This is a genomic window from Microbulbifer sp. ABF4_143 (assembly GCF_056160225.1).
In genome coordinates, this window is record NZ_JBSWWT010000013.1 from 87,156 (window position 1) to 110,719 (window position 23,564).

Below are 23,564 nucleotides of genomic sequence, written 5' to 3' on the forward strand. Positions count from 1 at the left end.
GTTAGTGGACAAGTGCGTTTGGGCTATGGAGCAGCTGTATCTGATCTATCGGCAGCAGGCGCGAAGACTTTAGGCTTGGCCTCGCCTTACGCCGGCTGACAGGAATAGTCACTCCACAGGCTTTGCAGTTTCTGCAGGTCGATATCCGGCTTGATGCGAAACAGACCGGCGCTCTCAATGCTTTCCTCCTCGTGCAAAAACTCGAGTACACAGTGGTATTGAGGACGGTTCCAGAAGTCGTGAATGAAAATTCTGGCGCTATCTCTGTCCCGGTTTCGGGTCAGGATGTGTTCGATCGCCGCAAGGGTACAGGCGACGCGAAAGCGGCCGTCTACGAGTATCAGGTCAAACCCCGTGTCGTGTGCGTGAATAGCGCGGCTATAGGCGGAGAACTTGGGCTTGTCGGCCAATGACAGCGGGTACCCCCAGTCACCGGTTGGGCCGATATCGACCGTTTTCACCTGGCAACTGTCGCCGAGCCGGCTCTTTAGGGCGCTGACCCACTTTTCATCGCTTTCCACGCCGTATACCGTTAGGCCCTGTTCTACTGCCCACACGGTAGAACCTCCGCAACCGAACTCGAAATAGCGCCGGGCGCCCCGAAGGGATTTCCTGAAAAGTTCACGTTCGGCGTGCGACATGAAAGGGGCATCGGGAATACGAATACCGCCTTGATCGCTGGGGGCCTCGCCGGGGGTATCTGCGGTGTCCGGTGCGGCCGTCTGTGTTGCCGTTTGTGCGCTTGCCAGGTCTTCGGCCTGCAGATAGCGCTCCGCCTTTTCCGTGTCTACGCTCGCTATCAGGGAATAGGTAACATCCTTTACGCCGTATACCGTGTGCAGCAGGAACGCCAGCTTCGTCTTCTGACCGTCGTCCAGTTTTGCCATGCGTTCCCGGTCGGGCAGGAACAGGGCGTCGGCGCTTTCCAACTCGCTCGCCTGTTGTTGCCGCAAATCGCCGAGGATCGGAAAGTGGCTTCGGTATGTTGGATTATTCAGACGATAGAAACGGAAACCGAGTCGGGACATGCAGTGGCTGATTTTTCCGAGATCGGGTTGCCGTTCGTGTGTCGGTTGGAAGACGACGCGCGCCTGAATCAGCAAGGTCTCCCGCAATGCCTGTTCGCCGTGCACCAGGACACTCTCGGTGTCGCTGAGGTGGTCCAGGATCAGCCAGTCCAGGCTTTGCAGGCCTTCGATGCTGTCGAGGGCGATGGTATTGATGGGCAGTGTGGCCAGCACCCGCGCACACTGGCGCCGGTCTTCCGGCAGCTGCTCAGGCGGCAGGGGTTTCAGCGTGGCGCTCATCTCTGGCGACAGGCAGGCGTACAGCGTGGAGGTCTGGCCGCTGCCCAGCGCCGCGTGCGGGAAGAGCTGTACGTCTTCGCTGCCCTCGAAGCGCTTCGGGTCTTTTACGCGGCTGCCTGGATCGAAGGCCACCACACCGAACGCCTTCAGGTCCAGCAACTTTTCCAGGCCGCTTTCACCGATCAGCTTGGCACCATTGTCGATGGCGATGATTTTTCCCGGAAGCTGCCAATCGAATTCTAGGGAAGGTCTGCAATCGGAGTGAGCGGCCCGTGAAGCGGCACCGGCTATCACGGGCATCCTGATTCTGACCGGCTCTGCCTCTCCGTCGAATTGGGCCCGCCCCTCCTTGTCGAATGTGAGCGCCGCGGGGGCCTTGCCGTCGCAGTAGCGCTGCCAGATGGCGCGCAGGGCTGTGCCAAGATGCCTGGCAAAGCGGCGGTGGTCGCAGACCGGCGAGTCCTTGAGCTGCTGGCGCAGGCCGCGGCGAATCGCGCTGAGGCTGGCGGTATCGGAAGCTAGTTCCACCGCCAGCGATTCGTAGCGCTCCCAGCTGTCCACCACCAGTTCCGGCAGGCCGGCATTGATCAGGTGGGTGGCGGAGTGGCGCCCCGCAAAGCTGGGGCCTGGCAGTGTAATAACAGGTACGCCCATCAACAGCGCTTCGCAGGTCGTCAGACCACCGGAGTAGGGCCAGGGATCCAGCGCTACATCCACGCGGCTATAGGCTTCTAGCAGTTGATAGTGCTTCGAGTGGCCTTCGAGAATAAGGCGGTGGCGCTCGATACCCAGGTGCTCCATCGTCACGCAGGTGCGTTCGAGGAACTCCTCACTGTCGAATTGCATCCCCTTCAGGAACAGCCGGCTGCCGGGTACCCGCTGCATGATCGACGCCCATTTGCTGAGTACCACATCATTCAACTTGGAGGGGTTGTTGAAACAGCCGAAGGTGACATAGCCGTTGTGGAGGGCGGGGAGTGGTGACACTTCCGGCGCATCGCCGCGGGGCATGTAGCAAATATAGTCATCCGGGAGGCGGATCAGCTTCTCTATATACTGCCCGTCCACGCCGGGGGGTGTTTCCACCGCGTCGGATATCAGGTAGTCCATGGCCTGCAGGCCGGTGGTATTGATCAGGCCGCCCACCCATTTCACATGCAGCGGGGCGGGTTCGTGCGCGATCGTCAGCAGCCGGTTGCCCTCCGTGTGGCCGCAGAGATCCAGCAGTATGTCGATGCGGTCTTCCCGCACCTTCTCGGCCAGTTGCCGTTCATCGAGATGGGTCACCGACATCCAGTGGTCTGCCCGTTGGCGCATGCGCCTGGTCAGGGTGTCGACCATGTCGTCTACGGTGTAGGCGAAAATCTCAAAGTCCTCCCGCGGCAGCGTTTCGATCGCCGAGGTGATCATCTGCCCTACCGGATGGATGCGGAAACCGGCTGAAATCATGCCGATGCGCAGGCGGCGCTCGGGGGACAGGTCCGCGGGGCGGGGGCGCGGTTTGCGCTGCACTGGCCGGAAACGGGTGTCCCACTCGCGGTGCGCCTTGAAGAGATCCTCCGCGGTATATTCCGGGTTGTAGTGCATTGCCATCAGGTAGTTGGAGTAGGTCTTGTCCTGCTCTGGTGCCAGCGCCAACGCCTTCAGGTAGTAGCGCTCCGCCTCCTTGAAGCGCCCGACGTTGCGGTAGGCGCTGGCCAGGTTGGACAGGTGAACCGGGTCGTCGGGGAACCTGGCAACAATGGCCTCATGGGTGCGGATTCCCTCGCCGAAGCGGGTCAGCTTGATCAGGGCGTGCGCCTTGCGGGAAAGCAGAGTGCCGTCGTTGGGGAAATAGCGCTCGGCAACCGAAATATGTTCCAACGCCTGCTGGAATCCACCGGCGTCGTTGTAGAGCTTGATCAGCATTAATCGCGGCTGTTTGAAGGCGGGGTTGAGCTCCAGGGCCTTCTCGAGATGTTCGACCGCATCGCCGGCCCGCCCCAGTCGGTACAGGGCCTGGGCCATGGTGTTGTGAATTTCCGCATCGCCGGGGTCCAGCGCCAGCGCCTTTTCCAGTATCTCCAGCGACGGGTGCCACTGCCCCGACTCCAGCATGATCGAGCCCAGGGATTTCCAGGCGAAGGAATCCCTCGGGTACCTGCGCGTCAGTTTCCGGGCCAGAGTTTCGGCCTCGCGCCACTGTCGCGCCCGATAGAGGGCGATCAGTCTGTTCTGCTCTTTTGGTGCAACGGCGTTGATGGCGCGGCGCGTGGGCTGGTGACTGGGTGAGTACGGGCGTAGTTTGCTCATGGGCTGATAATCCAGTGCTATAGGCTGGGATGAGATAGCGGAGAAGGATGCCTCAGGCAAAAGCGGCGTTAACAAAAGAAAAGGGGGCCCAGAGGCCCCCTTTTCGTTGGACCGGAAAGGTCCCGGTCACTTGGCTGGCGATTAGCCCAGCAGGGACAGCACGTTCTGCGGTACCTGGTTGGCCTGGGCCAGAACGGAAGTGCCGGCCTGCTGCAGAATTTGCGCGCGGGTCATATTGGAGACTTCGACAGCGTAGTCGGCGTCTTCAATACGCGAGCGGGCTGCAGAGAGGTTGGTCTGGTTGGTCTGCAGGTTGGTGATGGCCGACTCGAAACGGTTCTGGATGGCACCCAGATCGGAGCGCAGCTCGTCCACCTGTTCCAGGGCGCTGTCCAGAGCCGCCAGGCCGTTGGAGGTGCGGCCGGCACTCAGGTCGGACAGGCTGATATTGGCGGTGTCGATGCTGAACGCGGCGGTGGTGGCTGCAGAGGTTACATCGGCGTCGCTCGGCTCCAGGGCGATGTAGTAGGTACCGCTGGCGCCGTTGTCCAGATCGAAGCCCAGCGCCTTCAGTGAGTTGGACTCGGCCGTGGAGTTGGCGGTGATGGTGACTTCGGCATACCAGTTACCGGCTTCGTCGGTCTGCGCGGTGCCGGTGAAGACGACGCTGCCGGCTGCGACACCCAGACGGGATGCCAGGTCACCGGCATTGTTCTCGGCAATAGTGGAGTCGGCGATCTGGGTCGTGGTGCCGTAGGCGTCCTGCATTTCAGTGGTGGTGCCACCGGTTTGGGCGGTCAGGGTGCCTTGGGGGCCATTGACGTTGAAGCTGTCGAGGCCGAGGGTGGCGGAGGTAATTTCCTTCAGACTGATGCTAATGCTCTCGCCGTCGTTGGCGCCCACCTGGATGGACAGGGTCTGGTCGTCGGCCAGCACCTTGACGCCGTTGAAGTCAGTCTGTTCGGAGATGCGGTTGATCTCGGTCAGGCGCTGATCGATCTCGGCCTGGATAGACTTCAGGTCGTCGGCAGAGTTGGTACCGTTCTGGGATTGAACGGTCAGCTCGCGGATGCGCTGCAGGTTGTCGTTAACCTGGTTCAGGGCGCCTTCGGCAGTCTGGGCCACGGAGATGCCGTCGTTGGCGTTGCGCTGGGCCTGGGACAGACCAGTGATCTGGGCAGTCATGCGGTTGGCGATGGCCTGGCCGGCGGCGTCGTCCTTGGCGCTGTTGATACGCAGGCCGGAGGACAGGCGCTCCATGGCGGTCTGCAGGGCGCTCTGGGATTTGCCCAGATTTTGTTGGCCGATCATGGCCGTGATGTTGGTATTGATTACTGACATATCGATGTCCCTCGGTTTCTCACCGTTTGGCGTTTGATTTCTAGAACAACGGCGCTGGCCGTTACCCAGTCTTTCGGCGAATCTGCGCTGGCCTTTAGGGTGTGACAAAAAAACTTTTTCCACATGCCCGGGGCTCTAAAGTCCTGTCCGGCTGGGCCGATAGGCAGAAATAGCGGGTGTTGCCGGGCTTTTTCGGCGGCTTCCTTTTTTATCGGCGCGCCACAATGGGCGGCTGTGTAGACTAGGTACCTCCATATTAAGGAAAACATATGGCCAGTATTTCATCCCTGGGCATCGGTTCCGGCCTGGATTTGAACGGTCTCCTGGACCAGCTGGAGTCCGCGGAGCGACAGCAACTGACTCCGATCGTGCAGCAGCAGAAGAGCTACCAGGCAAAGATCTCCGCCTTCGGTCGGCTGGAGAGCGCCCTGGCCAGTTTTCAGGAGGCGGCGGCCAAGCTCGCGGACGCGGAGACTTTCCGCGCGGTGAAAACCGATATCGGCGGCGAGTCGCTCGCGGCGTCCGCGAATGAGGAGGCCGTGGTGGGGGCCTACGATATCGATGTGACGCAAATGGCCCGCCGCTACAGCATCGCCTCCGCGGGCCTGGCGGACAAAAGCGAGGCCCTGGGGGCGGGGAGTATCGACTTTACCCTGGGCAGTGGCGAAAGCTTCAGTGTAAATGTGAGCGCGAAAGACAGCTCGCTGGAAGGGATCCGCGATGCGATCAACGACGCCGATGCCGGCGTCACCGCGTCGATTGTCAACGACGGCAGCGGGCAGCCCTATCGCCTGGTGCTGTCCTCCAGAGAAACCGGCACCGAGGCGGCCATTGCCTCGGTGAACTTCACTGGCCTGGGCGGGCAGCTGAGCCTGGATGCGGCCACCGAAATACAGGCGCGCAACGCAGAGCTGACCGTCAACGGCATCGCAATTGAAAGCCAGAGTAACCGGGTCGAAGGGGCCATCCAGGGTGTGGTGCTGGATATCGGCGACACCGGCAGCGCGACCCTGGATATAACCCGCGACAGCGAATCCGTGCAGAAAAATATCAAAGCCTTTGTCTCCGCCTACAACGACCTGCAGAAGACCTTGTCAGACCTGACTGGCTACAACGCGGACACCGGCAGTGCCGGCACGCTCCTGGGCAACGCTACGGTGCGCAGCGTCGAGAGCCAACTGCGTAACCTGATGGGCGAGGTCGTCGACGGTGCCGGTTTCAGTACCCTGGCTGACTTGGGTATCAGCCTGCAACTGGACGGCACGCTGGAGGTGGACGAAGAGGCGCTCGACGATGCGGTGGCCAACCGGCTCGCGGATCTGACGGGATTCTTTGCCGGTGCGACCGGTGACGCCGCGGGCTTTGCCGACCGCGTCGACAGCACCTTGGATCGCCTGCTGGAAGAGGATGGTACGCTGAAAAATGCCACCGAGGGACTTGAAAGCAGCATTGAGGGGCTGTCGGAGCGCTACGAGCGTACCGAAGCCCGCATCGAGGAGACCATCGCCCGCTACCGCAGCCAGTTCGCCCAGCTCGATAGCCTGATCGCGCAGATGAATTCCACCAGTACCTATCTGACGCAGCAGTTCGAGGCCCTGAGCGCGCAATTGAAGCAATAACGCAGGGAGAAGTCATTGATGAACCTGAATCCAGGCGCGGGCCGCTCCCGCGGCGCCGCCGCCTATGCCCGGGTCGGGGTGGAGAGCGATGTGCTCTCCGCCAGCCCCCACCGCCTGATCACCCTTCTGTTCGACGGCGCGGACAGTGCCATCCGCGCTGCGGAGATTCACCTCCGCGACGGCAACCGTGCGGAAAAAGGCAAGGCCATTTCCAAAGCCCTGGACATCGTCAACAAAGGGCTGCTGGCCGCCCTTGACCGCGAGCGCGGCGGTGAACTGGCCGAGCGCATGGCGTCCCTGTACGACTACATCGCCCGCCTTCTGCTCAAGGCCAACCTGCACGACGATGCGGCGGCGCTGGAAGAAGCCCGGCGCCTGCTCGGGGAGTTGGCCTCCGCGTGGCGCGAAATCGAACCTCGGGGAGATAAGGGGGCGTGATGAAAGACTCCTATTCCACGGAGGGCGGTCCGCTGAATTCACCGGAGCGGTTGCTGGCGGCTTACGCGAGTCTGTTGGCGCGATCCTCCCGCATGCTCGCCTGCGTGCGGGAAAAGGACTGGTTCACACTGGTCGAGGAGCAATCCTGCTATGTCGTCGAAGTGGAATCCCTCTCCAGGGCCGAGGAGGGCATCCAGCTCAGCGACGAGGATCGCCGCCGCAAGGGTGAAATGCTGGAGCGGATTCTGGAACAGGATATGGAAATACGCCGCTGTCTGTTGGAGCGGCGGGAGGAGCTGCAGAAACAGATAGGCGTATCCCAGCGCAGGCGCGATCTAGCGCGATCCTACGGCACCCGTGCCGACGATGATCAAGGGCGCCTGTGAGCGGAATTACCCCGATACTGGACACCCTTTTGCACCAGGTGTTGGGCAAGCGGGTGGACACGGCACCGGCGCCGACCCTGACCGAGCCGGTGCGCCCGGCGGCTCCCGGAGAGGCGGTGTCGGCGCTGCGCAGCGATTCGCGTCTGCACCCGCGTGCCCCCCTGCCGGAGGCGGCTGGCCCCGGAGCCCCTGGGCTGCTGCGGGGGGAGAAGGTCGCGGCTGGCACCAGTCGGGCCCGGCCCGGCGGCGCGCCGGTGGAAACGGCCTCTTCCGGCGCCGGCTCGGTGCGCACTCATTTCAGCGCCGCCGCTCGCGCGATTGCAGACCTGCTGCTGCGCTACCCGGCGCCGCCCTCTGCGATACGTCCACCGGCGCCGCTGTTGCCTTCTGCCGAAGCGGCGCAGCCGGAGCAGCTGGCCCGGGAACTGCGCACCAGCGTGGACCGCAGCGGGCTCTTTTACGAGCCCCACCTGGAGCGCTGGTATCGCGGCGCCTTGGGGAGCGAGATGCTGTCGCGGGAGCCGCAGATGCGCCTGACCCGGGTGCCGCCGCGGGCGCCGGAGCCCGCCGCCCCCGCGGGGCGGGGCGCGTCCCCGCTTTCGGACGCTCCTTCCGACTCCGGCCGGATCCCCGCCGCGGGGTTGCCGAAAGGCAGTGGGCAGACGGCGCCGTCTCCGCCAGCCGGGACGGCACCGGTGGAGGGCGCTACCGAAACGGCTCCCCGGCTCAGAGTTCCGCGCGACGGGGCGGCCGGCGAGACCCTGCGGGGGCTGTTGCGCCATCAGCTGGAAATGCTCGCCGCACCGGTTCTGCGCTGGGAGGGGGAGGTCTGGCCCGGGCTTGCCATGGCCCTCACGTTTCAGCCGCCCGAACTGGTCTCGCAGCGGGAGGGCGGTGAGGCGGCCGACGGCCGGCGAGAGCGGCAACAGGAGAACAGTTGGCGCTCGCATCTGACCCTGCGGCTGCTGGGCGGCGGCGAGATACAGGTGCGCCTGGGGCTGCACGGGGAGCGCCTCGATCTGGTGCTGGCCTCCACCTCCGAGGGATTGGCGGCGCGGCTCGATGGCGCCGCCGCGCGTCTGCGCGAGCGCCTCAGCGCGCTGGGCTTTGAAGAGGTAATACTGAAGGTGGAAGCGTGACGGCCAAGCGGGAAGAGCGGCGTCGAGCGGTCGCTTTGGCCTACCGGGACGGCGATACAGCGCCGCGAGTGGTGGCCCGGGGCTACGGCGAACTGGCGGAGCGCATTGTTGCCGAGGCGCGCGCACAGGGCATTTTCGTCCACGACGCTCCCGAACTGGTCGCCTTGCTGATGCAACTGGACATAGATGAGCGCATTCCACCCCGCCTCTACCAGGTAATTGCGGAACTGTTGGTCTGGGTGAGGGAGTTGCAGACGCTAGATCTGGAATACCAGAAATAGTTTGTGATGCGTGTCACAAAATTAATTTTGTGCAGGTTGGATGTGAAGAATTGTCACAAAAGACTGGTTCTGCTGTGGTAAAGTGCACCCGAAATGTGAATTCTCTCACTGATTCTTTGAGGATTTCATGCTAGTGCAAAGTTTTCTTTCCGGGGCAGCTCGGTAAGCAGGAGCGGCAAGAAGCGGGCCTGTGGGCAATTGAGAAGTTTTTGTGTTGAGGGTGTTCATATTTTATTCGGAAGCTGCCGGCGCGATAGAGCTTTTACCGGATGGGAGCGGCCTTCGGAAAGTGGTGAGCTTAAGTGCTGAGTGTGGCTATTTTCTACAAAGCAGCGGAAAGACCGTTTGAAGTTTGACCGCTTCCGCTAGGGGTGGGGAAATTCCAGCAGTAGTGGTCGGGGAGAGGGGAAGCGCGCAATCGGTGACTTGTAATCACTTTTGCTTTTTTGGCTGCCCGCCGTTGCGATTCGTCCTCATGAATGGTTTTCAGGTGCAACGGATTTGCTGAACTGTCACGAAATCAAAGTGCACTTTGTCCTGAAAGTGCCTCTGTGGCTTTTAGTCACAACAGGCATATCAATAGATTGTTAAGTTATGGTAATTTCGCCTCGACGCGATCATGTGTCACAAAACTGACATGATGCATTTCACATTTTTTTGGGGGATTTGATTTCGGGGTGTGTGGGCTCCGAAGCTGCATGGAGGCGGTGTATGAAGGGTTCTCAGTAGAAAAAAACTCAAGGCATGATTTTTACTCGAGGGGTCCCCGGCGAGGCCGATCCGACTCCACCGGCGGTTTTCGCAGCCCTCCCGAAGGTCGTGTTTGAAGTCTGCCCCTGCGATGGTGTAGTCGCGCAAGAGCATTCCTTGAACCGATCCAGGGTATTCGGGCGCTCCCTGGGTGAGATCACCGTAGGAGAAAACAAAAGATGAAGTTGGAAAGTGCCATCGACGAGATCCAGGAAATCAACCTCAGTTACTTGCTGCTGGCACAGCGGCTTCTCAAGGAAGACTACGCAACAGCCCTATTCCGGCTGAAAATCAAGGAATCGCTGGCTAAGGTACTGGTATCGCTGACCGCGAAACAGCTAACTCAGCTGGCGCGGACCAATCAGTTGCTGTTCCGTTTGCATTTCGATGACGCGGATCAGTTGACCAAGCTCACAAGCAACAAGCGCGCTCAGGGGTTGGGCCATATACATACGGCTCTTCTGATGTCTTCAAATGCAGGCTAAGGGGTAGTGGACCATGTCCGAAAAAAGCCTGGTCAACGAAATGCAGCAGGTACAGCTCGCCATAGAGCTGATCGAGCTGAACGCGCGCTTGCAGGTGCTGGAATCTGAAACCGATTTGAGTCGGGGGCGCCTGATCCGGCTCTACAAGGAGGTGCGGGGCATGTCGCCACCCAAGGGTATGCTGCCGTTTTCCACCGATTGGTTCATTACCTGGCTGCCGAATATCCACTCGTCCCTCTTCTATGGTATCTACCGGCGCCTCACGGAAGAGCAGGGGTGCGAGAGAATGGAAGGCCTGGTAAAGGCCTACCGGCTGTATCTGGAGCAGGTGGAGTTGGACGGCGAGGAGCCGGTGCTGGGGCTCACCCGCGCCTGGACCCTGGTGCGCTTCTTCGAGAGCGGCATGTTCGAGCTGTCCGAGTGCACCAGTTGTCACGGCAAGTTCGTCAACCACGCACACACGCCCAGTCAGGATTTCGTCTGCGGAATCTGCCAGCCGCCGTCCCGGGCGGGCAAGACTCGCAAGGGGCGGGCCTCCTCCTCTCACGCCGGGCAGGAGCGCCTGGCCGCCGAGGCCTGACGATTCTCGATCAGGCAATAAAGTTGGGGAACCTCTGAATAACTCCGCAATGCCTCTGCGGGCCCTGAAGGCTGCAGCTGTTAGGCGCAGCTCGCCGCGAATGGCCCGGCCCTTTGCAAGAGCTGCAACGCCGCAGATGCGGCCTTCAGGGCCCGCCCTGCGGGGCTTGCAGAGGTATCGCGGAATTATTCAGAGGTTCCTTAGGGCCTGTTCACACTAAATTCGATAGCTGCGGCGGCGGTCGTTTAATTTAGTGTGGGCAGGCCCTAGATGCGGTACGGGGATATGTCGCGGAAAGCGCTTCCCGCCGACATTTCCCGCTCTTTCAACACTGACCGCAAGCATCCTCAGGGTCTCCCCGCATAGAGCGTTTTTTCTCCCTTTTCCACCCTCAATCTCGCCGTTCGCCGGCCGATAAGGAGTTTATACATAAAAGTGGCGCGGGCGGGCGGAGCCCGTCGGGAGGGCTGGTGGGCACACTTGGCGCTCCCGGCGCCAAATATTCTCAAGGGCCATTTGAACTCCATCCGGCTGATAGACTAAAAAAGAGCGGGTGGAAAACCACGGAAGGGATAGTGGCCGAGATGGAAATAGGGAGCCTGCGCCATGAGGTATGGGAAGCTTTCGGTCGGTGTGCTGCTTAGCCTGGGACTCGCCCTGCCAATCGCTACCGGTGGCGCTGAAAATATAGTCAGCGCCTCGGCTTCGGCGCGTATCACGCTGCGCCTCTCCTCCAGAGCGCAGCTGCGCCAGACCGATGACCCAGACACGGGGCAGCTGTGTCTCAGCCGCATCCCCGCCGATCACTATTACCTCTCCGTTCGCGATATGAGGAATCAGGCGTTGGAAGAGAGGCGCCTGGCCGGTCGCCCGGGTGCTTACTGTGTCCCCCTTTCCGCGTCCGCAGACGGCAAAATGGTGCTGATAACTGCGGAATAGCGGTTCCCCGGCCCTGTAGGCGCGGATAGAATGTGGCTTTCCACGTAAAGCTACGCCCGTTTGCTATGAAGAGAATTCTTGCCGCTCTTTTGCTGTCGCTCACCCAGTCGGCCCTGGCCGCCATGTCCCTGGACAAGATCATTGTCTATCTGGACGACTCCCCCAATGCCCGCGACGATATCGTCGTGACCAACCCGGACAAGGAGACGCTCTATCTGCAGACGGAGATCTACCGGGTGGACAACCCCGGCCTGCCGGACGAGAAGCGGGTGCGGGTGGTGGACCCGAAGGAGTTCAAGCTGCTGGTCAGTCCTTCCAAGGCGGTGCTGACCACCGGTGAGCAGAAGCGTTTTCGCATCATGTCTCTGGAGCGGAACCTGGAGCGGGAGAGGGTCTACCGGGTGACCTTCAAGCCGGTGGTCGGGAAAATCAAGAGCGACCGCTCCGCACTGAAAATCCTCGTTGCCTATCAGGCGCTGATCTTCGTGCAGCCGAAGGATGGCCGCTACAAGCTGGAGGTCGAAAAGCAGGGGGATCAGTGGGTGCTGAAGAACAGTGGCAATATCAACGTCGAGGTGGCCGAGGTACAGCACTGCCTGAGCGAAGCCAGCTGCCGCCCGCTGTCGCTGAAGGGGCGGCTTTACGCCGGCGCCGCTCTGCCGATACAGGAGGATATCACCGGTGGGCACCTCGAGCTGCTGGCGCGGGGGCGGGAAACTAAAAGGCTTAGTATACCCCTTCGCTGACGGTAGGCCGGGCGCAATCGTTACTCCAGCTCCACAGTCAGCGTCAGGGTGTCGTGGTATTGCCGCTCCATAGCGTTGTCGAGAGCGCCAGGCGGCAGACTGATAACGATGCGCATATTGGAGCTGTTGTTACAGTCCTGCTGGGGATGGCCGCTCCAGATGGCAGTTGTCGGGATACCTTCACTAAGCGGTACTGGGGCACTGGCGGGAAAGGTATCTGCCTCGGTATTGTAGGAAATTTTTTCGCCGGTGTTCTGTCCTTCGAGCTGAAAGCTGCCGTTGCCCACGGCACTGTCCGCTCTGATGCCGAAGTTGGCGCCGCCCTGGGTGAACACGCAGAAATCTTCGCTTTTAGTCATCTCGGCGGGAGCATTGATCGGCATATTGTCCAGACCGCTGATACGAATATTGGCCGGCACATTCAATTCAATACTGAATGAAACCGTATCGACCTGACAGCCGCGGTAATCGCAGTTGCCTTGTTGTCGCAGGGTAAGGGTAAATGTTCCGGTATAGGTGCCGGGAAGCAGTGATGCTCCAGCGTCAGGCCCCGTAAGCCAGACAGTGATATTCGCATTTTCGTGGCTGTTGGTGCCCGGAACGGGGCTGGTCGGCACTCCGGGCTGCAGCGGTTGGTCCGAGGCGCTAGTGCTTGAGTATGTCAAATTAATGGGCACTGACCCATTTGCTCCAGAAAGCAAGAAAGAGCTTCCTGCTGAAGAGCCGTCGACCTGGGCGGTGTAACTGACGGCGTTCCAAGGAGTGCACCAAATAAATAAACAGAAACGGCCGCGGCTGATACTGCGGAACGGAATGTACCCTTGCTCGGCAGTTTGCAAGTCAAGCGCAATGGGTTGCGAATCGAATTCGCAGGCCTCGATTCGGGTATTGGACTGGGGGCTAGAGCATGGCTGGGCCATCACCTGGTTACAAAGGCCCGCGAAAATACAAAGCGCCCCAAGCGCAAGCAAGTTACTAATGCGTTTCATATGTTTCACGTGCGGCATAGTCGCTTTGATAGCCTCCGCATTCCGCGTTTGAAAGATCGATATCCCCCAAATTCACCCAGTGCTCACCGGCACTCTGCTCCGGCAGGGGAATCCGGCAGTCGCCCCAAACCACAGGCGGTACCTGCAGCTTGCGTGGATTGGCATACATCTCCAGCTGGAAGACGCCGAACTCGTCGGTGATGGCGCTTTGCTCGCCGATGGAGATTTTTCTGTGGGCAACGGGTTTGCCATCCTCCATGATGCGCCCCAATACCAGTATCAGCGGTTTGACCTGATAACTGGCATTGGCGACATTGCCGGGGTACAGAGTGATCCTGTTTTGCAGCTCCCGGTAGTCATAGAAGCCGTCTGCCACTGGGCGCAGGGTGATGTCGTAGCTCTGAAAGGCGGGGAGGCTGATCGCCGAGCGTTGTCCGCCCTTCGCATAGCCACGCCGCGCGCCGTCCACCAGAATTTCGAAATCCTGCTCCGGGCTGCCTTGGATATCCACCAGCAGGGCGCTGCCCGTGGCTCTTTCGCCACCCCAGGCGAAGCGGTTGCCATCGGTCATCAGGGTGGTGTTGAAGTTGCCGAGGTAGTTGAAAGAGCGCTCTCCGCTGATGCTTTCCGCGCGGTAGTCCAGCGTGGAGCTGATCGCACCCCGCCGCCCGGCCACCCGGGTGCCACTGCCCAGATAGTAGCGGTTTTCGGATATCTCGCCGGAGAACTGCTGTGACAAATCCATCGGCAGGCGGTTGCCGTCCTGCCAGCTCGAGTTGAACCCGAGGCGCGTACCGCCGTACTCCGCAGGGTTGGTATCGCCGCGCAAGGTGGCGCTGTGGTTCCAGCTGTCGCCACGGTAGTGGAAGCGGATGCTGGCTGCGGTGAGTTGTTCGCCATCGGCGTCGCTGTGGGACAGGGTCAGTTCTCCCAGCCAGCGGCTATTGCGGAATATATCGCGGCGGTACTCCAAAGTGGTTAGGCGATTGGCGGCCGACACCTGCGGCGCGCCGGGCAGGTCCGTCGCGGAAACATAAATACCGCGATCCTGTTCAGAGTAGCGCAGTGAAATCTGGCCGCCCAGCATGGCACTGTTCAGGCTGGCGTTGCGGCTGGAATAGCCTGTGCCGAGCAGCGCATAGCGGCTGAAGTCTACCGTATCTGGTCTGCGTTCCGGGCTCAGCCGGGTGTCGGAGCCGCTTAGGGTGAAATAGGGGGTCTTCAGCAAGGCGTGTATCCGATGGCCGCTGCTGCCGTCGCGCGCCTTAAGCAGGGAGGGGGACAGTTCCACGTATTCACTGATCCAGCGCGCCCCCAGCTCCAGCAGCTGTTCTTTCTCGGTGGCTGCAGCGGTGGCAAAGAGGCCGGTGTCATCGAAGAGCCGGCGGGCTACACCGGTCTGGAAGAAGTAGTCTTCTCCCCGCTCGGGTAGCAAGTCGTCCTGCACCAATTGGGCCGGCTGGCCGGCCTGCAGTGTCCAGCGCCACTCTCCCGGGGCGGGCAGAAGAGAGTCCTTGGCGAAGAAACGCTGCTGTTGGGAGAGCGGCCTGCCGTTTTCGTCGAAAGCGCGGATCTCCAGTTCGTAGGCGCCGCCGGGCAGGCTGGAGGTATCGAGCAGCTGGTTGCCGGCTTCGAGAAGCTGGCTGAACAGCAGGCGCCCCTCCCGGTGAATTTCCACGCGGCCGCGTACCGGCATGTTGATCTCCAGCGGTGTGCCCCCCTGGTAGCGGCTGTCGATACGGCTGTTATTGGAGCTGCGGTATTCCAGGCCGTAGAGGTAGGGCGCGGCGAGAAAGCTGCTGAAGCCGCCCTGGGGCTGTATCAAGCCCAGGGACCAGGCGTGGCCGCGGAAGTCGCGCGCCCAGTTGAGCTGGTATATCTGCCCGTTACCCTCATCCGTGGCGGTCCACTGGCTGTGCAGGCCGCTTTCGCCGAAGCTCAGAATCGACTGGCCGAACAGCGAGGCGCTGCGGCCATCAATACCGCGGTTCGACTCTACGCCGGACCAGCTACCGCTGAAACTCTGCATGAAGGAAAAGCTGCTGCTGGATTCGGGCAGGTAGGGATCGTCAATCGCCGCCTGTTGCGACAGCAGATCTGCGGCAAAAAACAGATCGATGCGGAAGCGGCTGTCATCGTATATCAGCGCAAAGTCTTCCGGCGCGAGATAGCCGCAGTGTCGTTGCCGAGCCGTGCGGCACACTTTATCGGAGTTGCGAGGCTGTGGTTCGCTCAGGTGCGCAAGTGCGGCCTCCTTGTCCACTGCGGGCGGCAGCAGCCGGAGCACGGTCTCGGGATCTTCGAAGCGTACAGTGGCCGGATCGACCGTTACCAGCGCGGCACCGAGTGCACGGCTGCCATAGTAAAGGTCCGCGATCAACTGCTGGGGTTCGGTCAGATCGGCAAAACCGTCCGGCGCTGCGGTATCCAGCGTAAAGGCCGCGCTGGCGGCGAGCCCGGTGGTACTCCGGGCGCACAGCGCCAGCGCGAGCATTGCTCCCGCTACTAGGCGATTCATGGGGGACATGACCGGGCCAGAGGCCCGGTGGCAGGGCTATCAGATGGCTGTCACCATCACGGTGAGGGTGTCGGTAAAGTTCTTGCCCTGCACATCCTGCCAGTCGGCGGCGTTGACGCCTACGAACAGGGTGGCGTTCTCGCCGCCGCCCGTGCAAGCGGCCGCGGTGGCGTTGGCCGCGCGCGCGAAGCTGGTGCTCAGAGAGCCGTCGGAGCTGGTTTCGTCTGCGGCACCTGCTGAGGCGCTGTTAGCGAAGCCAACGGAGTAGGGAATGGTTTCGGAGGTGCTGGAGTCCAGCAGCAGGAAGGGATCTGTGCCGTTGGGCGTACCCACATCCGCGTTGCCGTTCAGGCTGCCGAAAGATACGTTGAAGTTGGAAAAGCCAAAGCCGCCGATACAGATATTGTCAGTCTCGGTGACATCGGTGTCGGCCGCATTGATGGTCATATCCTCAAAGCCGGTCACGATGACGTGCGGCTCTAGTATCAGGTTGATATCGAAGCTTCCCTGGGAGGAGCCGGCGGTAGCCGCCGTGGGATTGGTGGCCGCGGTTGCGCTCAGAGATACGGCGGCCAAAGTGGCAGCGACCACGGAACGAAGTACTGTGTTTTTCATGGTGAATCTTCCTGGGACCAAGAAATTGTTGTTGATTGTAGTGACTATTTTGCAGGCTACAGCCCTACAACGACTATCCTTAACGGTTTAGCCTGGGCCCTATTCATGCAATTAGTACCAATGATACCAGTTTTGTGAGGGAGGTCACGTTTTTTTGAGCTTTTTTCTTGTCATTTGGTGCAAAATTGGGACGTTGTACTAAAAAGGCAGGTGTTCTGACGCTCACTGTGCCCGCGGCCCCGCCGGCGCTATAATCGCGCGCCTCGAATTCTCCTTCTCTATTATTAACCTCCAACCAGGTTGACCATGACCGTAAGAACCCGAATCGCACCGTCCCCCACCGGTGACCCCCATGTGGGCACCGCCTATATCGCCCTGTTTAACCAGTGTTTCGCCCGCGCCCAGGGCGGTCAGTTTGTACTGCGGATCGAGGATACCGACCGGAGCCGCAGCACCCCCGAGTCGGAGCGTGCCATCCTCGACAGCCTGCGCTGGCTGGGCCTGGACTGGGATGAGGGGCCGGACGTGGGCGGCCCCCACGGCCCCTACCGCCAGAGCGAGCGCGGCGACATCTATAAGAAGTACTGCGACGAGCTGGTCGAGAAGGGCCACGCCTTCCACTGCTACCGCACCGCCGAGGAGCTGGAGCAGCTGCGCGAGCAACTGCGCGAGGCCGGCCGCACCGCGCTGAAGCCCAGCGATCTGGCCCTGCCGGAGGCTGAAGTCGAGCGGCGCCGCGCCGCAGGCCTGCCCTATGTGGTGCGCATGAAGGTGCCGGAAGAGGGCACCTGCGTGGTCGACGACCTGCTGCGCGGCCCGATCGAGATCGACTGGGCTCAAGTAGACGCGCAGATTCTGCTCAAGTCCGACGGCATGCCCACCTACCACCTGGCCAACGTCGTGGACGACCACCTGATGCAGATCACCCACGTGCTGCGCGGCGAGGAGTGGATCAACTCGGCCCCCAAGCACAAGCTGCTGTACGAGTATTTCGGCTGGGAAATGCCGGTGCTCTGCCACCTGCCGCTGTTGCGCAATCCGGACAAGACCAAGCTGTCCAAGCGCAAGAACCCCACCTCCATCCTCTATTACCAGCGCGCCGGCTTTATGCCCGAGGCGCTGCTGAACTACCTGGGGCGCATGGGCTGGTCCATGCCGGACGAGCGCGAGAAGTTCTCCCTGGGTGAGATGCTGGAACACTTCGATATCCACCGTGTTTCCCTCGGTGGGCCCGTGTTCGACGTGGAGAAGCTGTCCTGGCTGAACGGCCTGTGGATCCGCGAGCTGGAGAACGAGCAGCTGGCGGACCGCCTGGTCGACTGGCTGTTCAACCGCGACAACCTGCTCAAGGTCCTGCCCCACGCCCGCGAGCGGATGGAGACTTTCGGCGACTTCGCCCCGCTGGTCAGTTTCCTCGCCGCCGGCAAGCTGCCGCTGACCGAGGCCAGCTTCGCCGACAACAAGCTGGATCTGGACGAGCAGAAGAAGTTGCTGCAGTTCGCCCTCTGGCGCCTCGAGGCCCTGCGCAACTGGGACAGGGACAACATCTTCCAGACGGTCAAGGCATTGGCCGCGGCAATGGATATCAAGTTGAAGGATTTCAACGCGCCGCTGTTTGTCGCCATCAGCGGAACCACCGCCTCCTTCTCGGTCATGGATGCGATGGTCCTGCTGGGCCCGGACCTCAGTCGCGCCCGCCTGCGCCAGGCCATAGAGGTGCTCGGCGGCGCCGGCAAGAAGGTGCTGAAGCGCTGGGAGAAGGAGTACGCGGCCCTGGCCTGATTCCGGTATCGGGCGAACCTCGTGTTCGCCCGCGCGGGCCTGCAGCCCGCATGTGGAGCCGGAGCTCCGCGCGCCCGGGGCCGGGTCGTGACGTAGGATGGGCAAAGGAGCGCAGCGGCATGCCCATCGCCGGGGCCGCGGTGGGCGGGCAGGAGGGCGGACCGCAGGCGCCGGAACCAGTTCCGACGCCCCGGTCGCTAACTAATTGATTAAAAAGTTATTTTTCCTGTTGACAGGCGCCGGGGCGCTGTTAAAATGCGCCCCGCTTTCGACGGAAAGCACAACAATTTGGGGCTATAGCTCAGCTGGGAGAGCGCAACACTGGCAGTGTTGAGGTCAGCGGTTCGATCCCGCTTAGCTCCACCAAATACGCAAAGGCCGCACTCGAGAGGGTGCGGCCTTTTGTTTTTGCCTTTCCTCCATCTCTCTCCACTCCCTCTGCGGCGTGTTTCTGTGGCGGCGCGGCCGTGTAATGGCGTGTAATCGATTCGGTAATGAAGGTGCCACTGCCATTGAGTAATATGCATGCCGATGGAGGGCTTTGCTTGTGGCACCAGGTGGCAACGGATTGTTGGGAATCGGGCGTTGACGCATGTCTCAAAAAGAATGAGACTTGCGTCCATTATTTCTGGTGAGGCATGGATGTTTTTCGGCACAGCGGAGTGCGCAGTGGCCCAGGCAAACGAAGAAAAAATCAGCACAGGCTGCAAAAACATCAGAGTGATTTAATACATGGGCTCGGTCGTTCAGCGCACACCCTGGCAGATCCAGCGCGACGTGATTCACGCGCTGCTGGTGCGCGAGATGAAAACCCGCTTCGGCAAATGGAAGCTGGGTTACGCCTGGGTGCTGCTGGAGCCGGCCATGCACATCATGGTGCTGGCCACCATATTCAGCTTTATGGGGCGGGAATTCTACCCGGGTATTCCCACCATTCTGTTTATGCTCGGCGGCATCGCCCCCTTCCTGTTCTTCAGCCATTCGTTCAGCAAGAGCCTGGCGGCGGTGGAATCCAACCGCGGCCTGTTTAACTACCGGCAGCTGCGTCCCTTCGATGCGGTGCTGAGCCGAACCCTGCTGGAGTTTTGCATCTACCTGTTCAGCATGATCGCGCTGCTGGGCATCCTGGCCTGGTTTGGTATCAGTGCCACGTTCAATGACTTTTTGCTGCTGGTTGTGGTCAACCTACTCTACTTTGGCTTCTGTTTCGGTCTCAGTCTCGCGCTGTGTGTGGCGGGCGAGCGTTTCCCCGAGGCGGCCAAGTTCAGCAGTATGATCCAGCGGCCGCTGTATTTTATGTCCGGGGTCTTCTTCTCCCTGGAGCAGGTGCCGGAGGAATACCACCCCTACCTGGCCTGGAATCCGCTGTTGCACATGGTGGAACTGACCCGCGAGGGGCTGTTTGCCAGCTATCACGGCATGTTCGCGAACCTGCCGTACTTCGCGTTCTGCTCTCTGGGCATGCTCGCGTTTGGCCTGCTGGTCTACCGGGCCAACTGGCGCGACCTGGTGCGTAGCCGATGATCGAACTGCGCAACCTCACCAAGTCGTTCCGCACGCCGCAGGGGCGCAAGGTGCTGTTTAAGGACGTGAATGCGGTTTTCCCGGAGGGGAAGAATATCGGCATCCTCGGCCGCAACGGCGCCGGCAAGTCCACGCTGCTGCGCATTATGGGGGGGATCGACTATCCCGATTCCGGCCGCGTGATTACCGACCAGCGGATCTCCTGGCCCATGGGTCTCTCCGGTGGTTTTCAGGGCAGCATGACCGGGCGCGAGAACTGCGCTTTCGTGTGCGGCCTGCACGGTATCTGGGGCGCGGCGCGCCGGCGGGTGCTGGACAAGGTGCAGGACTTTGCCGAGATCGGCGACTACTTCGACGCGCCGGTAAAGAGTTATTCGTCCGGTATGCGCTCGCGGCTCGCATTCGGACTCAGCATCGCGGTGGATTTCGATATCTATCTGGTGGACGAGGTGATGTCGGTGGGAGATGCGCACTTCAAGCACAAGTGCGAGGCGGTGATCGCCGAAAAGCGCAAGACGTCCAATTTCATCATCGTCGCCCACGCAATGCCAACGCTGAAGAAGAACTGCGATGTGGGCATTTACTTGGGGCCGGAGGGGCTGCAGATCTTCGACACGGTGGAGGAAGCCATCGCCCTCTACCAGCAGGGAGTGCCGAAGCCCCGAGCCCAGCAGCCGCAGCAACAGGCAGCGCAGCAAGCGCGCGCGGCGGCCAATCAGAGAGTGTAAGTAAGCATTTACCTATGGAAATGACCTCCACAAAAGAGCGGGCGCCTAAGGCCGACAGCAGGGCCCTGCGCCGCGCATCCGCAGCGGTGAAAGGCATACTCGCCCGCCTGTCTGCGAGTGTGTCTCAGGAGACCGCCGAGCCTGCGGGCCTGCGGCGCTGGATGGGGCTCGCGCTCTTCGTACTGCTGCCGCTGCTGCTGGTGTCCGCCTACTACGCCCTCTGGGTGTCCGACCGCTATGTGAGCAGCACCCAGCTGATCGTGAAGGAAAACGGTTCCGGCCAGAATATGTCCTCCACGCTCGGCTTCCTGGTGCCGGGTATGAGCGGCGACAACCAGGACGCCTATCTCGTGGTGAACTATATCCAGTCCCTGGATATGGCCCTGTACCTGGACGAGGCGCTGGGCCTCGCCGACTACTACAAGAGCGAGCGCTACGACTTCTTCTCCCGCCTGGCCGCGGATGCCTCCCAGGAGGACTACCTGGAGTACTACCGCGAGCATATCGCCGTCGGCCATGACGAGCAGACCGGCATCATCACCATCGAGGTGCAGGCATTCGAACCGGAATTCGCCCGCGAGCTGATCCAGACGGTGACGCAAAAGGCCGAGGACTTCGTCAACGCCATCAGCAACCAGTTGGCGGACAAGCAGGTGGCTTTCGTGCGCAGCGAGATGGAGCTGGCCCAGGCCAAACTGCGCACTGCCAAGCAGCAGATACTCGATTTCCAGAACCGCAACAATGTGGTCAGCCCGGAAGAACTGACCAAGGGCATCAGCGGCATTATCCAGGGGCTGGAGGCCAAGCTGGCCGAGCAGCGGGCCAAGCTCACCGCCGCCAAAACCTATCTGAACCCCGGTTCGTCGCAGATCGTTTCCATGCAGGCGGAGATCGACGCGCTGGAAAGCCAGATAGCCGCGGAAAAGGAGCGGCTCGTCGGCGTCTCGGACGCGCAGGGTGAGCAGCGCCTCAACAGCCTCAGCGCCCACTTCCAGAACCTGGAGCTGGACCTGCAGTTTGCCGCAGACGCCTATGCCGCATCGCTGAAAGCGCTGGAGACTGCGCGCATGGAGGCGTCGAACCGCCTGAAGCACCTGATGGTAGTCAGCCAGCCGTCGCTGGCGGAAGAGGCGGAGTACCCGCGCAAGCTGTACAACCTGGCCAGTCTGGCGGTCATTCTGCTGCTGGTCTACGGCATCGGCAAAATGCTGGTCGCCAGCATCCGCGACCACAGAATCTAGCCGGTTTGGCGAAGCACAGAACGTAGGATGGGCAAAGCGCAGCGTGCCCATCATATAGGCTCCTGCGAGAGCCCAGAGAAAGAACGAAAAATACCGTTTAAAAACGCAAAAACATGATCGCAAAAACACTAAAAAATCTGGGCGGATTGCTGGGGTTGATAACGGCCCTGGCCTGGCCGAGCGCCCATGCCCTGGAAACCCAACTGCTGGACAAAACCGACCAGGCGCCGGACCTCTCCGCCGGCGTGCCGGTGTTCGGCCAGTCCCTGTTCCAGGGCGCCTTCAAGGACCAGCCCTTCAGCGGTTTCAACCCCGACTACCGCATCACCGTGGGAGACAAGATCAACCTGCAGCTGTGGGGTGCCTACAGCTTCAGTGCCAGCCTGCCGGTGGACCCGCAGGGCAATATCTTCGTACCGGAAGTGGGGCCGGTGCATGTGGCCGGCGTACAGAACGGCGAGCTGAACAACTTCGTGTTGCGTCACGTCAAGCGCGTATTCAAGAACAATGTGCACGCCTACGCGAACCTGGAAGCCAGCCAGCCGGTCAAGGTGTTCGTCACCGGCTATGTCAACAACCCGGGCCTCTACAACGGCTATTCGTCCGATTCCATCCTCTACTACCTGGACAGCGCCGGCGGCATTGACCAGAAAAGCGGCAGCTTTATCGATATCAAAGTGCTGCGCGGCCAGCAGCAGGTGCAAAAAATCAACCTGTACAACTTCCTGGTCGAAGGCGCCATGCCGGCACTGCAGCTGCGCAGCGGCGATGTCATCGTCGTGGGGCCGCGCAACGGCGCGGTGACCATCGAGGGCGCGGTGCAGCAGGCCGCGCAGATCGAGTTTATCGGCCCCTACACCCAGCTCGGCGAAATGCTGCTGGTGGCCAAGCCGGACCCGCAGGCCAACTTCGCCCGCATCACCCAGGTGGTTGACGACCAGCGGCAGGCCAGCTACCTGCCGCTGGCGGAGGCTCTGAGTACACCGCTGTACCCCGGCGCCCATGTGGAGCTGGTCAGCGACAACGATATCAAGTCCATCTCCGTGCGCGTCAGCGGTGAGCTGGACGGCCCGGCCACCTATGTGCTGCCCTACGGCGCCACCCTGGACGAGCTGATGGCGCAACTCAATTTCCGCGCCAATGCCGACCGCTCCGCCGTGCAGCTGTACCGGAAAAGCGTGGCGGAAAAACAGCGCGCCGCGCTGGAGCGCTCGCTGGATGCACTGCAGATGGAAGTCCTCACCCGCCAGCCGAATACCGATCTGGAAAAAGCCGCGCAGAAAGACAACGCGGCAATGATCCAGAACTTTATCGCCCAGGCGCGCAAGGCCCAGCCGCGCGGGCAGGTGGTGCTGGCCAACAACCCCAACGCCGGCAGCATGCTGCTGGAAGACGGTGACGAACTGGTGGTGCCGCTGAAGGCCTCCACGGTATCGGTGGTGGGCGAAGTGATATTCCCCACTTCACTGGTCTACAACGAAAAACGCACGCTGGAAGACTACATAGAAATGGCCGGCGGCTTCGCCAACAACGCCAACCGGGATGAGCTGGTCATACTGCACCTGGACGGCACCATCAGCCGCATCGACGACAGCGACTTCGACAACCGCCTCGGCGACAGGCTGCGCCCCGGCGACGAAATTATGGTGATGCCGAAGATCCAATCCAGCGAACTGCAGGTCACCAAAGACGTCACAGAAATTCTCTACCGTATCGCAGTGGGAACTGCGGCGGTGCTCTCCTTCTGATACGGCTCTCCGTTAGCAGGAGAGGGGGAGAGGGGAAGCAGGATGGGCAAAGCGCAGGCCGAAAACCGCGTCCGTGCGGTTTCGGCATTCCCGCCATCCATGGCGGGCTCGTGCCC

Annotated in this window: 18 protein-coding genes and 1 tRNA gene; 14 read left to right on the forward strand and 5 right to left on the reverse strand. The window is 61.3% G+C overall.

Features of this window, described 5'->3' with window-relative positions:
• Positions 1–86 precede the first annotated feature (86 nt).
• Positions 87–3,599: an O-linked N-acetylglucosamine transferase, SPINDLY family protein gene (locus ACXAF3_RS11950; protein WP_475112532.1), complete on the reverse strand. Its 3,513-nt coding sequence runs from the start codon at positions 3,597–3,599 to the stop codon at positions 87–89.
• A gap of 141 nt (positions 3,600–3,740) precedes the next feature.
• Positions 3,741–4,940 (reverse strand): FliC/FljB family flagellin, encoded by a 1,200-nt coding sequence (locus ACXAF3_RS11955; protein WP_475112533.1) that lies wholly within the window; start codon positions 4,938–4,940, stop codon positions 3,741–3,743.
• A gap of 269 nt (positions 4,941–5,209) precedes the next feature.
• On the opposite strand from ACXAF3_RS11955, the gene fliD reads away from it, so the two are divergent.
• The 8 genes from fliD to ACXAF3_RS11995 all read left to right on the forward strand — a co-directional run bounded on the left by fliD (position 5,210) and on the right by ACXAF3_RS11995 (position 12,303).
• Complete coding sequence (fliD, locus tag ACXAF3_RS11960) at positions 5,210–6,559, forward strand: flagellar filament capping protein FliD (protein ID WP_475112534.1); 1,350 nt, start codon at positions 5,210–5,212, stop codon at positions 6,557–6,559.
• An 18-nt stretch (positions 6,560–6,577) separates the two neighbouring features.
• On the forward strand, positions 6,578–6,997 hold the full coding sequence (gene fliS / locus ACXAF3_RS11965) for a flagellar export chaperone FliS (protein ID WP_475112535.1): 420 nt from the start codon (positions 6,578–6,580) through the stop codon (positions 6,995–6,997).
• Positions 6,997–7,383, forward strand: a complete 387-nt coding sequence (locus ACXAF3_RS11970; RefSeq protein WP_475112536.1) for a flagellar protein FliT — start codon at positions 6,997–6,999, stop codon at positions 7,381–7,383. The genes fliS and ACXAF3_RS11970 overlap by 1 nt, the downstream gene beginning before the upstream one ends.
• Positions 7,380–8,522, forward strand: coding sequence for a flagellar hook-length control protein FliK (fliK, locus tag ACXAF3_RS11975; RefSeq protein WP_475112537.1), 1,143 nt, complete (start codon positions 7,380–7,382; stop codon positions 8,520–8,522). Before ACXAF3_RS11970 ends, fliK begins: the two co-directional genes overlap by 4 nt.
• Entirely contained in the window at positions 8,519–8,803 is a 285-nt protein-coding gene (locus ACXAF3_RS11980) for an EscU/YscU/HrcU family type III secretion system export apparatus switch protein (protein ID WP_475112538.1), read from the forward strand. The genes fliK and ACXAF3_RS11980 overlap by 4 nt, the downstream gene beginning before the upstream one ends.
• 929 nt (positions 8,804–9,732) lie before the next feature.
• On the forward strand, positions 9,733–10,038 hold the full coding sequence (gene flhD, locus ACXAF3_RS11985) for a flagellar transcriptional regulator FlhD (protein WP_475112539.1): 306 nt from the start codon (positions 9,733–9,735) through the stop codon (positions 10,036–10,038).
• A gap of 13 nt (positions 10,039–10,051) precedes the next feature.
• Entirely contained in the window at positions 10,052–10,618 is a 567-nt protein-coding gene (gene flhC, locus ACXAF3_RS11990) for a flagellar transcriptional regulator FlhC (protein ID WP_475112540.1), read from the forward strand.
• A 1,004-nt stretch (positions 10,619–11,622) separates the two neighbouring features.
• Positions 11,623–12,303 carry a fimbrial biogenesis chaperone gene (locus ACXAF3_RS11995; protein WP_475112541.1) on the forward strand — a complete coding sequence of 227 codons (681 nt, stop codon included), beginning with the start codon at positions 11,623–11,625 and terminating at the stop codon, positions 12,301–12,303.
• Between the two features lie 20 nt (positions 12,304–12,323).
• Here ACXAF3_RS11995 and ACXAF3_RS12000 read toward each other — a convergent pair whose 3' ends face one another.
• The 3 genes from ACXAF3_RS12000 to ACXAF3_RS12010 are packed head-to-tail and all read right to left on the reverse strand — an operon-like array spanning position 12,324 to position 16,425.
• Positions 12,324–13,292 (reverse strand): hypothetical protein, encoded by a 969-nt coding sequence (locus ACXAF3_RS12000; RefSeq protein WP_475112542.1) that lies wholly within the window; start codon positions 13,290–13,292, stop codon positions 12,324–12,326.
• Positions 13,279–15,810: a TcfC E-set like domain-containing protein gene (locus ACXAF3_RS12005; protein WP_475112543.1), complete on the reverse strand. Its 2,532-nt coding sequence runs from the start codon at positions 15,808–15,810 to the stop codon at positions 13,279–13,281. Before ACXAF3_RS12005 ends, ACXAF3_RS12000 begins: the two co-directional genes overlap by 14 nt.
• 39 nt (positions 15,811–15,849) lie before the next feature.
• The gene (locus ACXAF3_RS12010; protein ID WP_475112544.1) at positions 15,850–16,425 is read right to left on the reverse strand and encodes a hypothetical protein; all 576 of its coding nucleotides are present in this window, start codon (positions 16,423–16,425) and stop codon (positions 15,850–15,852) included.
• Between the two features lie 306 nt (positions 16,426–16,731).
• Between ACXAF3_RS12010 and gltX the strand changes: the two genes are divergently transcribed.
• From gltX to ACXAF3_RS12040, 6 genes are all read left to right on the forward strand, one after another.
• Complete coding sequence (gene gltX, locus ACXAF3_RS12015; RefSeq protein WP_475112545.1) at positions 16,732–18,207, forward strand: glutamate--tRNA ligase; 1,476 nt, start codon at positions 16,732–16,734, stop codon at positions 18,205–18,207.
• A gap of 290 nt (positions 18,208–18,497) precedes the next feature.
• Positions 18,498–18,573 (forward strand) — tRNA-Ala (locus ACXAF3_RS12020).
• A 366-nt stretch (positions 18,574–18,939) separates the two neighbouring features.
• Positions 18,940–19,731, forward strand: a complete 792-nt coding sequence (locus tag ACXAF3_RS12025) for an ABC transporter permease (protein WP_475112546.1) — start codon at positions 18,940–18,942, stop codon at positions 19,729–19,731.
• Positions 19,728–20,459: an ABC transporter ATP-binding protein gene (locus ACXAF3_RS12030; protein ID WP_475112547.1), complete on the forward strand. Its 732-nt coding sequence runs from the start codon at positions 19,728–19,730 to the stop codon at positions 20,457–20,459. Before ACXAF3_RS12025 ends, ACXAF3_RS12030 begins: the two co-directional genes overlap by 4 nt.
• 14 nt (positions 20,460–20,473) lie before the next feature.
• On the forward strand, positions 20,474–21,700 hold the full coding sequence (locus tag ACXAF3_RS12035) for a KpsE/RkpR family capsule polysaccharide export protein (protein ID WP_475112548.1): 1,227 nt from the start codon (positions 20,474–20,476) through the stop codon (positions 21,698–21,700).
• A 113-nt stretch (positions 21,701–21,813) separates the two neighbouring features.
• The gene (locus ACXAF3_RS12040; RefSeq protein WP_475112549.1) at positions 21,814–23,448 is read left to right on the forward strand and encodes a polysaccharide biosynthesis/export family protein; all 1,635 of its coding nucleotides are present in this window, start codon (positions 21,814–21,816) and stop codon (positions 23,446–23,448) included.
• Positions 23,449–23,564: the final 116 nt, after the last annotated feature.

What these genes read in the sequence shown, in the direction of transcription:
- ACXAF3_RS11950 (WP_475112532.1), bottom strand. Translation starts at nt 3,599, where the DNA reads ATGAGCAAACTACGCCCGTACTCACCCAGTCACCAGCCCACGCGCCGC.
- ACXAF3_RS11955 (WP_475112533.1), bottom strand. Translation starts at nt 4,940, where the DNA reads ATGTCAGTAATCAATACCAACATCACGGCCATGATCGGCCAACAAAAT.
- fliD (WP_475112534.1), top strand. Translation starts at nt 5,210, where the DNA reads ATGGCCAGTATTTCATCCCTGGGCATCGGTTCCGGCCTGGATTTGAAC.
- fliS (WP_475112535.1), top strand. Translation starts at nt 6,578, where the DNA reads ATGAACCTGAATCCAGGCGCGGGCCGCTCCCGCGGCGCCGCCGCCTAT.
- ACXAF3_RS11970 (WP_475112536.1), top strand. Translation starts at nt 6,997, where the DNA reads ATGAAAGACTCCTATTCCACGGAGGGCGGTCCGCTGAATTCACCGGAG.
- flhD (WP_475112539.1), top strand. Translation starts at nt 9,733, where the DNA reads ATGAAGTTGGAAAGTGCCATCGACGAGATCCAGGAAATCAACCTCAGT.
- flhC (WP_475112540.1), top strand. Translation starts at nt 10,052, where the DNA reads ATGTCCGAAAAAAGCCTGGTCAACGAAATGCAGCAGGTACAGCTCGCC.
- ACXAF3_RS11995 (WP_475112541.1), top strand. Translation starts at nt 11,623, where the DNA reads ATGAAGAGAATTCTTGCCGCTCTTTTGCTGTCGCTCACCCAGTCGGCC.
- ACXAF3_RS12000 (WP_475112542.1), bottom strand. Translation starts at nt 13,292, where the DNA reads ATGAAACGCATTAGTAACTTGCTTGCGCTTGGGGCGCTTTGTATTTTC.
- ACXAF3_RS12005 (WP_475112543.1), bottom strand. Translation starts at nt 15,810, where the DNA reads ATGAATCGCCTAGTAGCGGGAGCAATGCTCGCGCTGGCGCTGTGCGCC.
- ACXAF3_RS12010 (WP_475112544.1), bottom strand. Translation starts at nt 16,425, where the DNA reads ATGAAAAACACAGTACTTCGTTCCGTGGTCGCTGCCACTTTGGCCGCC.
- gltX (WP_475112545.1), top strand. Translation starts at nt 16,732, where the DNA reads ATGACCGTAAGAACCCGAATCGCACCGTCCCCCACCGGTGACCCCCAT.
- ACXAF3_RS12025 (WP_475112546.1), top strand. Translation starts at nt 18,940, where the DNA reads ATGGGCTCGGTCGTTCAGCGCACACCCTGGCAGATCCAGCGCGACGTG.
- ACXAF3_RS12030 (WP_475112547.1), top strand. Translation starts at nt 19,728, where the DNA reads ATGATCGAACTGCGCAACCTCACCAAGTCGTTCCGCACGCCGCAGGGG.
- ACXAF3_RS12035 (WP_475112548.1), top strand. Translation starts at nt 20,474, where the DNA reads ATGGAAATGACCTCCACAAAAGAGCGGGCGCCTAAGGCCGACAGCAGG.
- ACXAF3_RS12040 (WP_475112549.1), top strand. Translation starts at nt 21,814, where the DNA reads ATGATCGCAAAAACACTAAAAAATCTGGGCGGATTGCTGGGGTTGATA.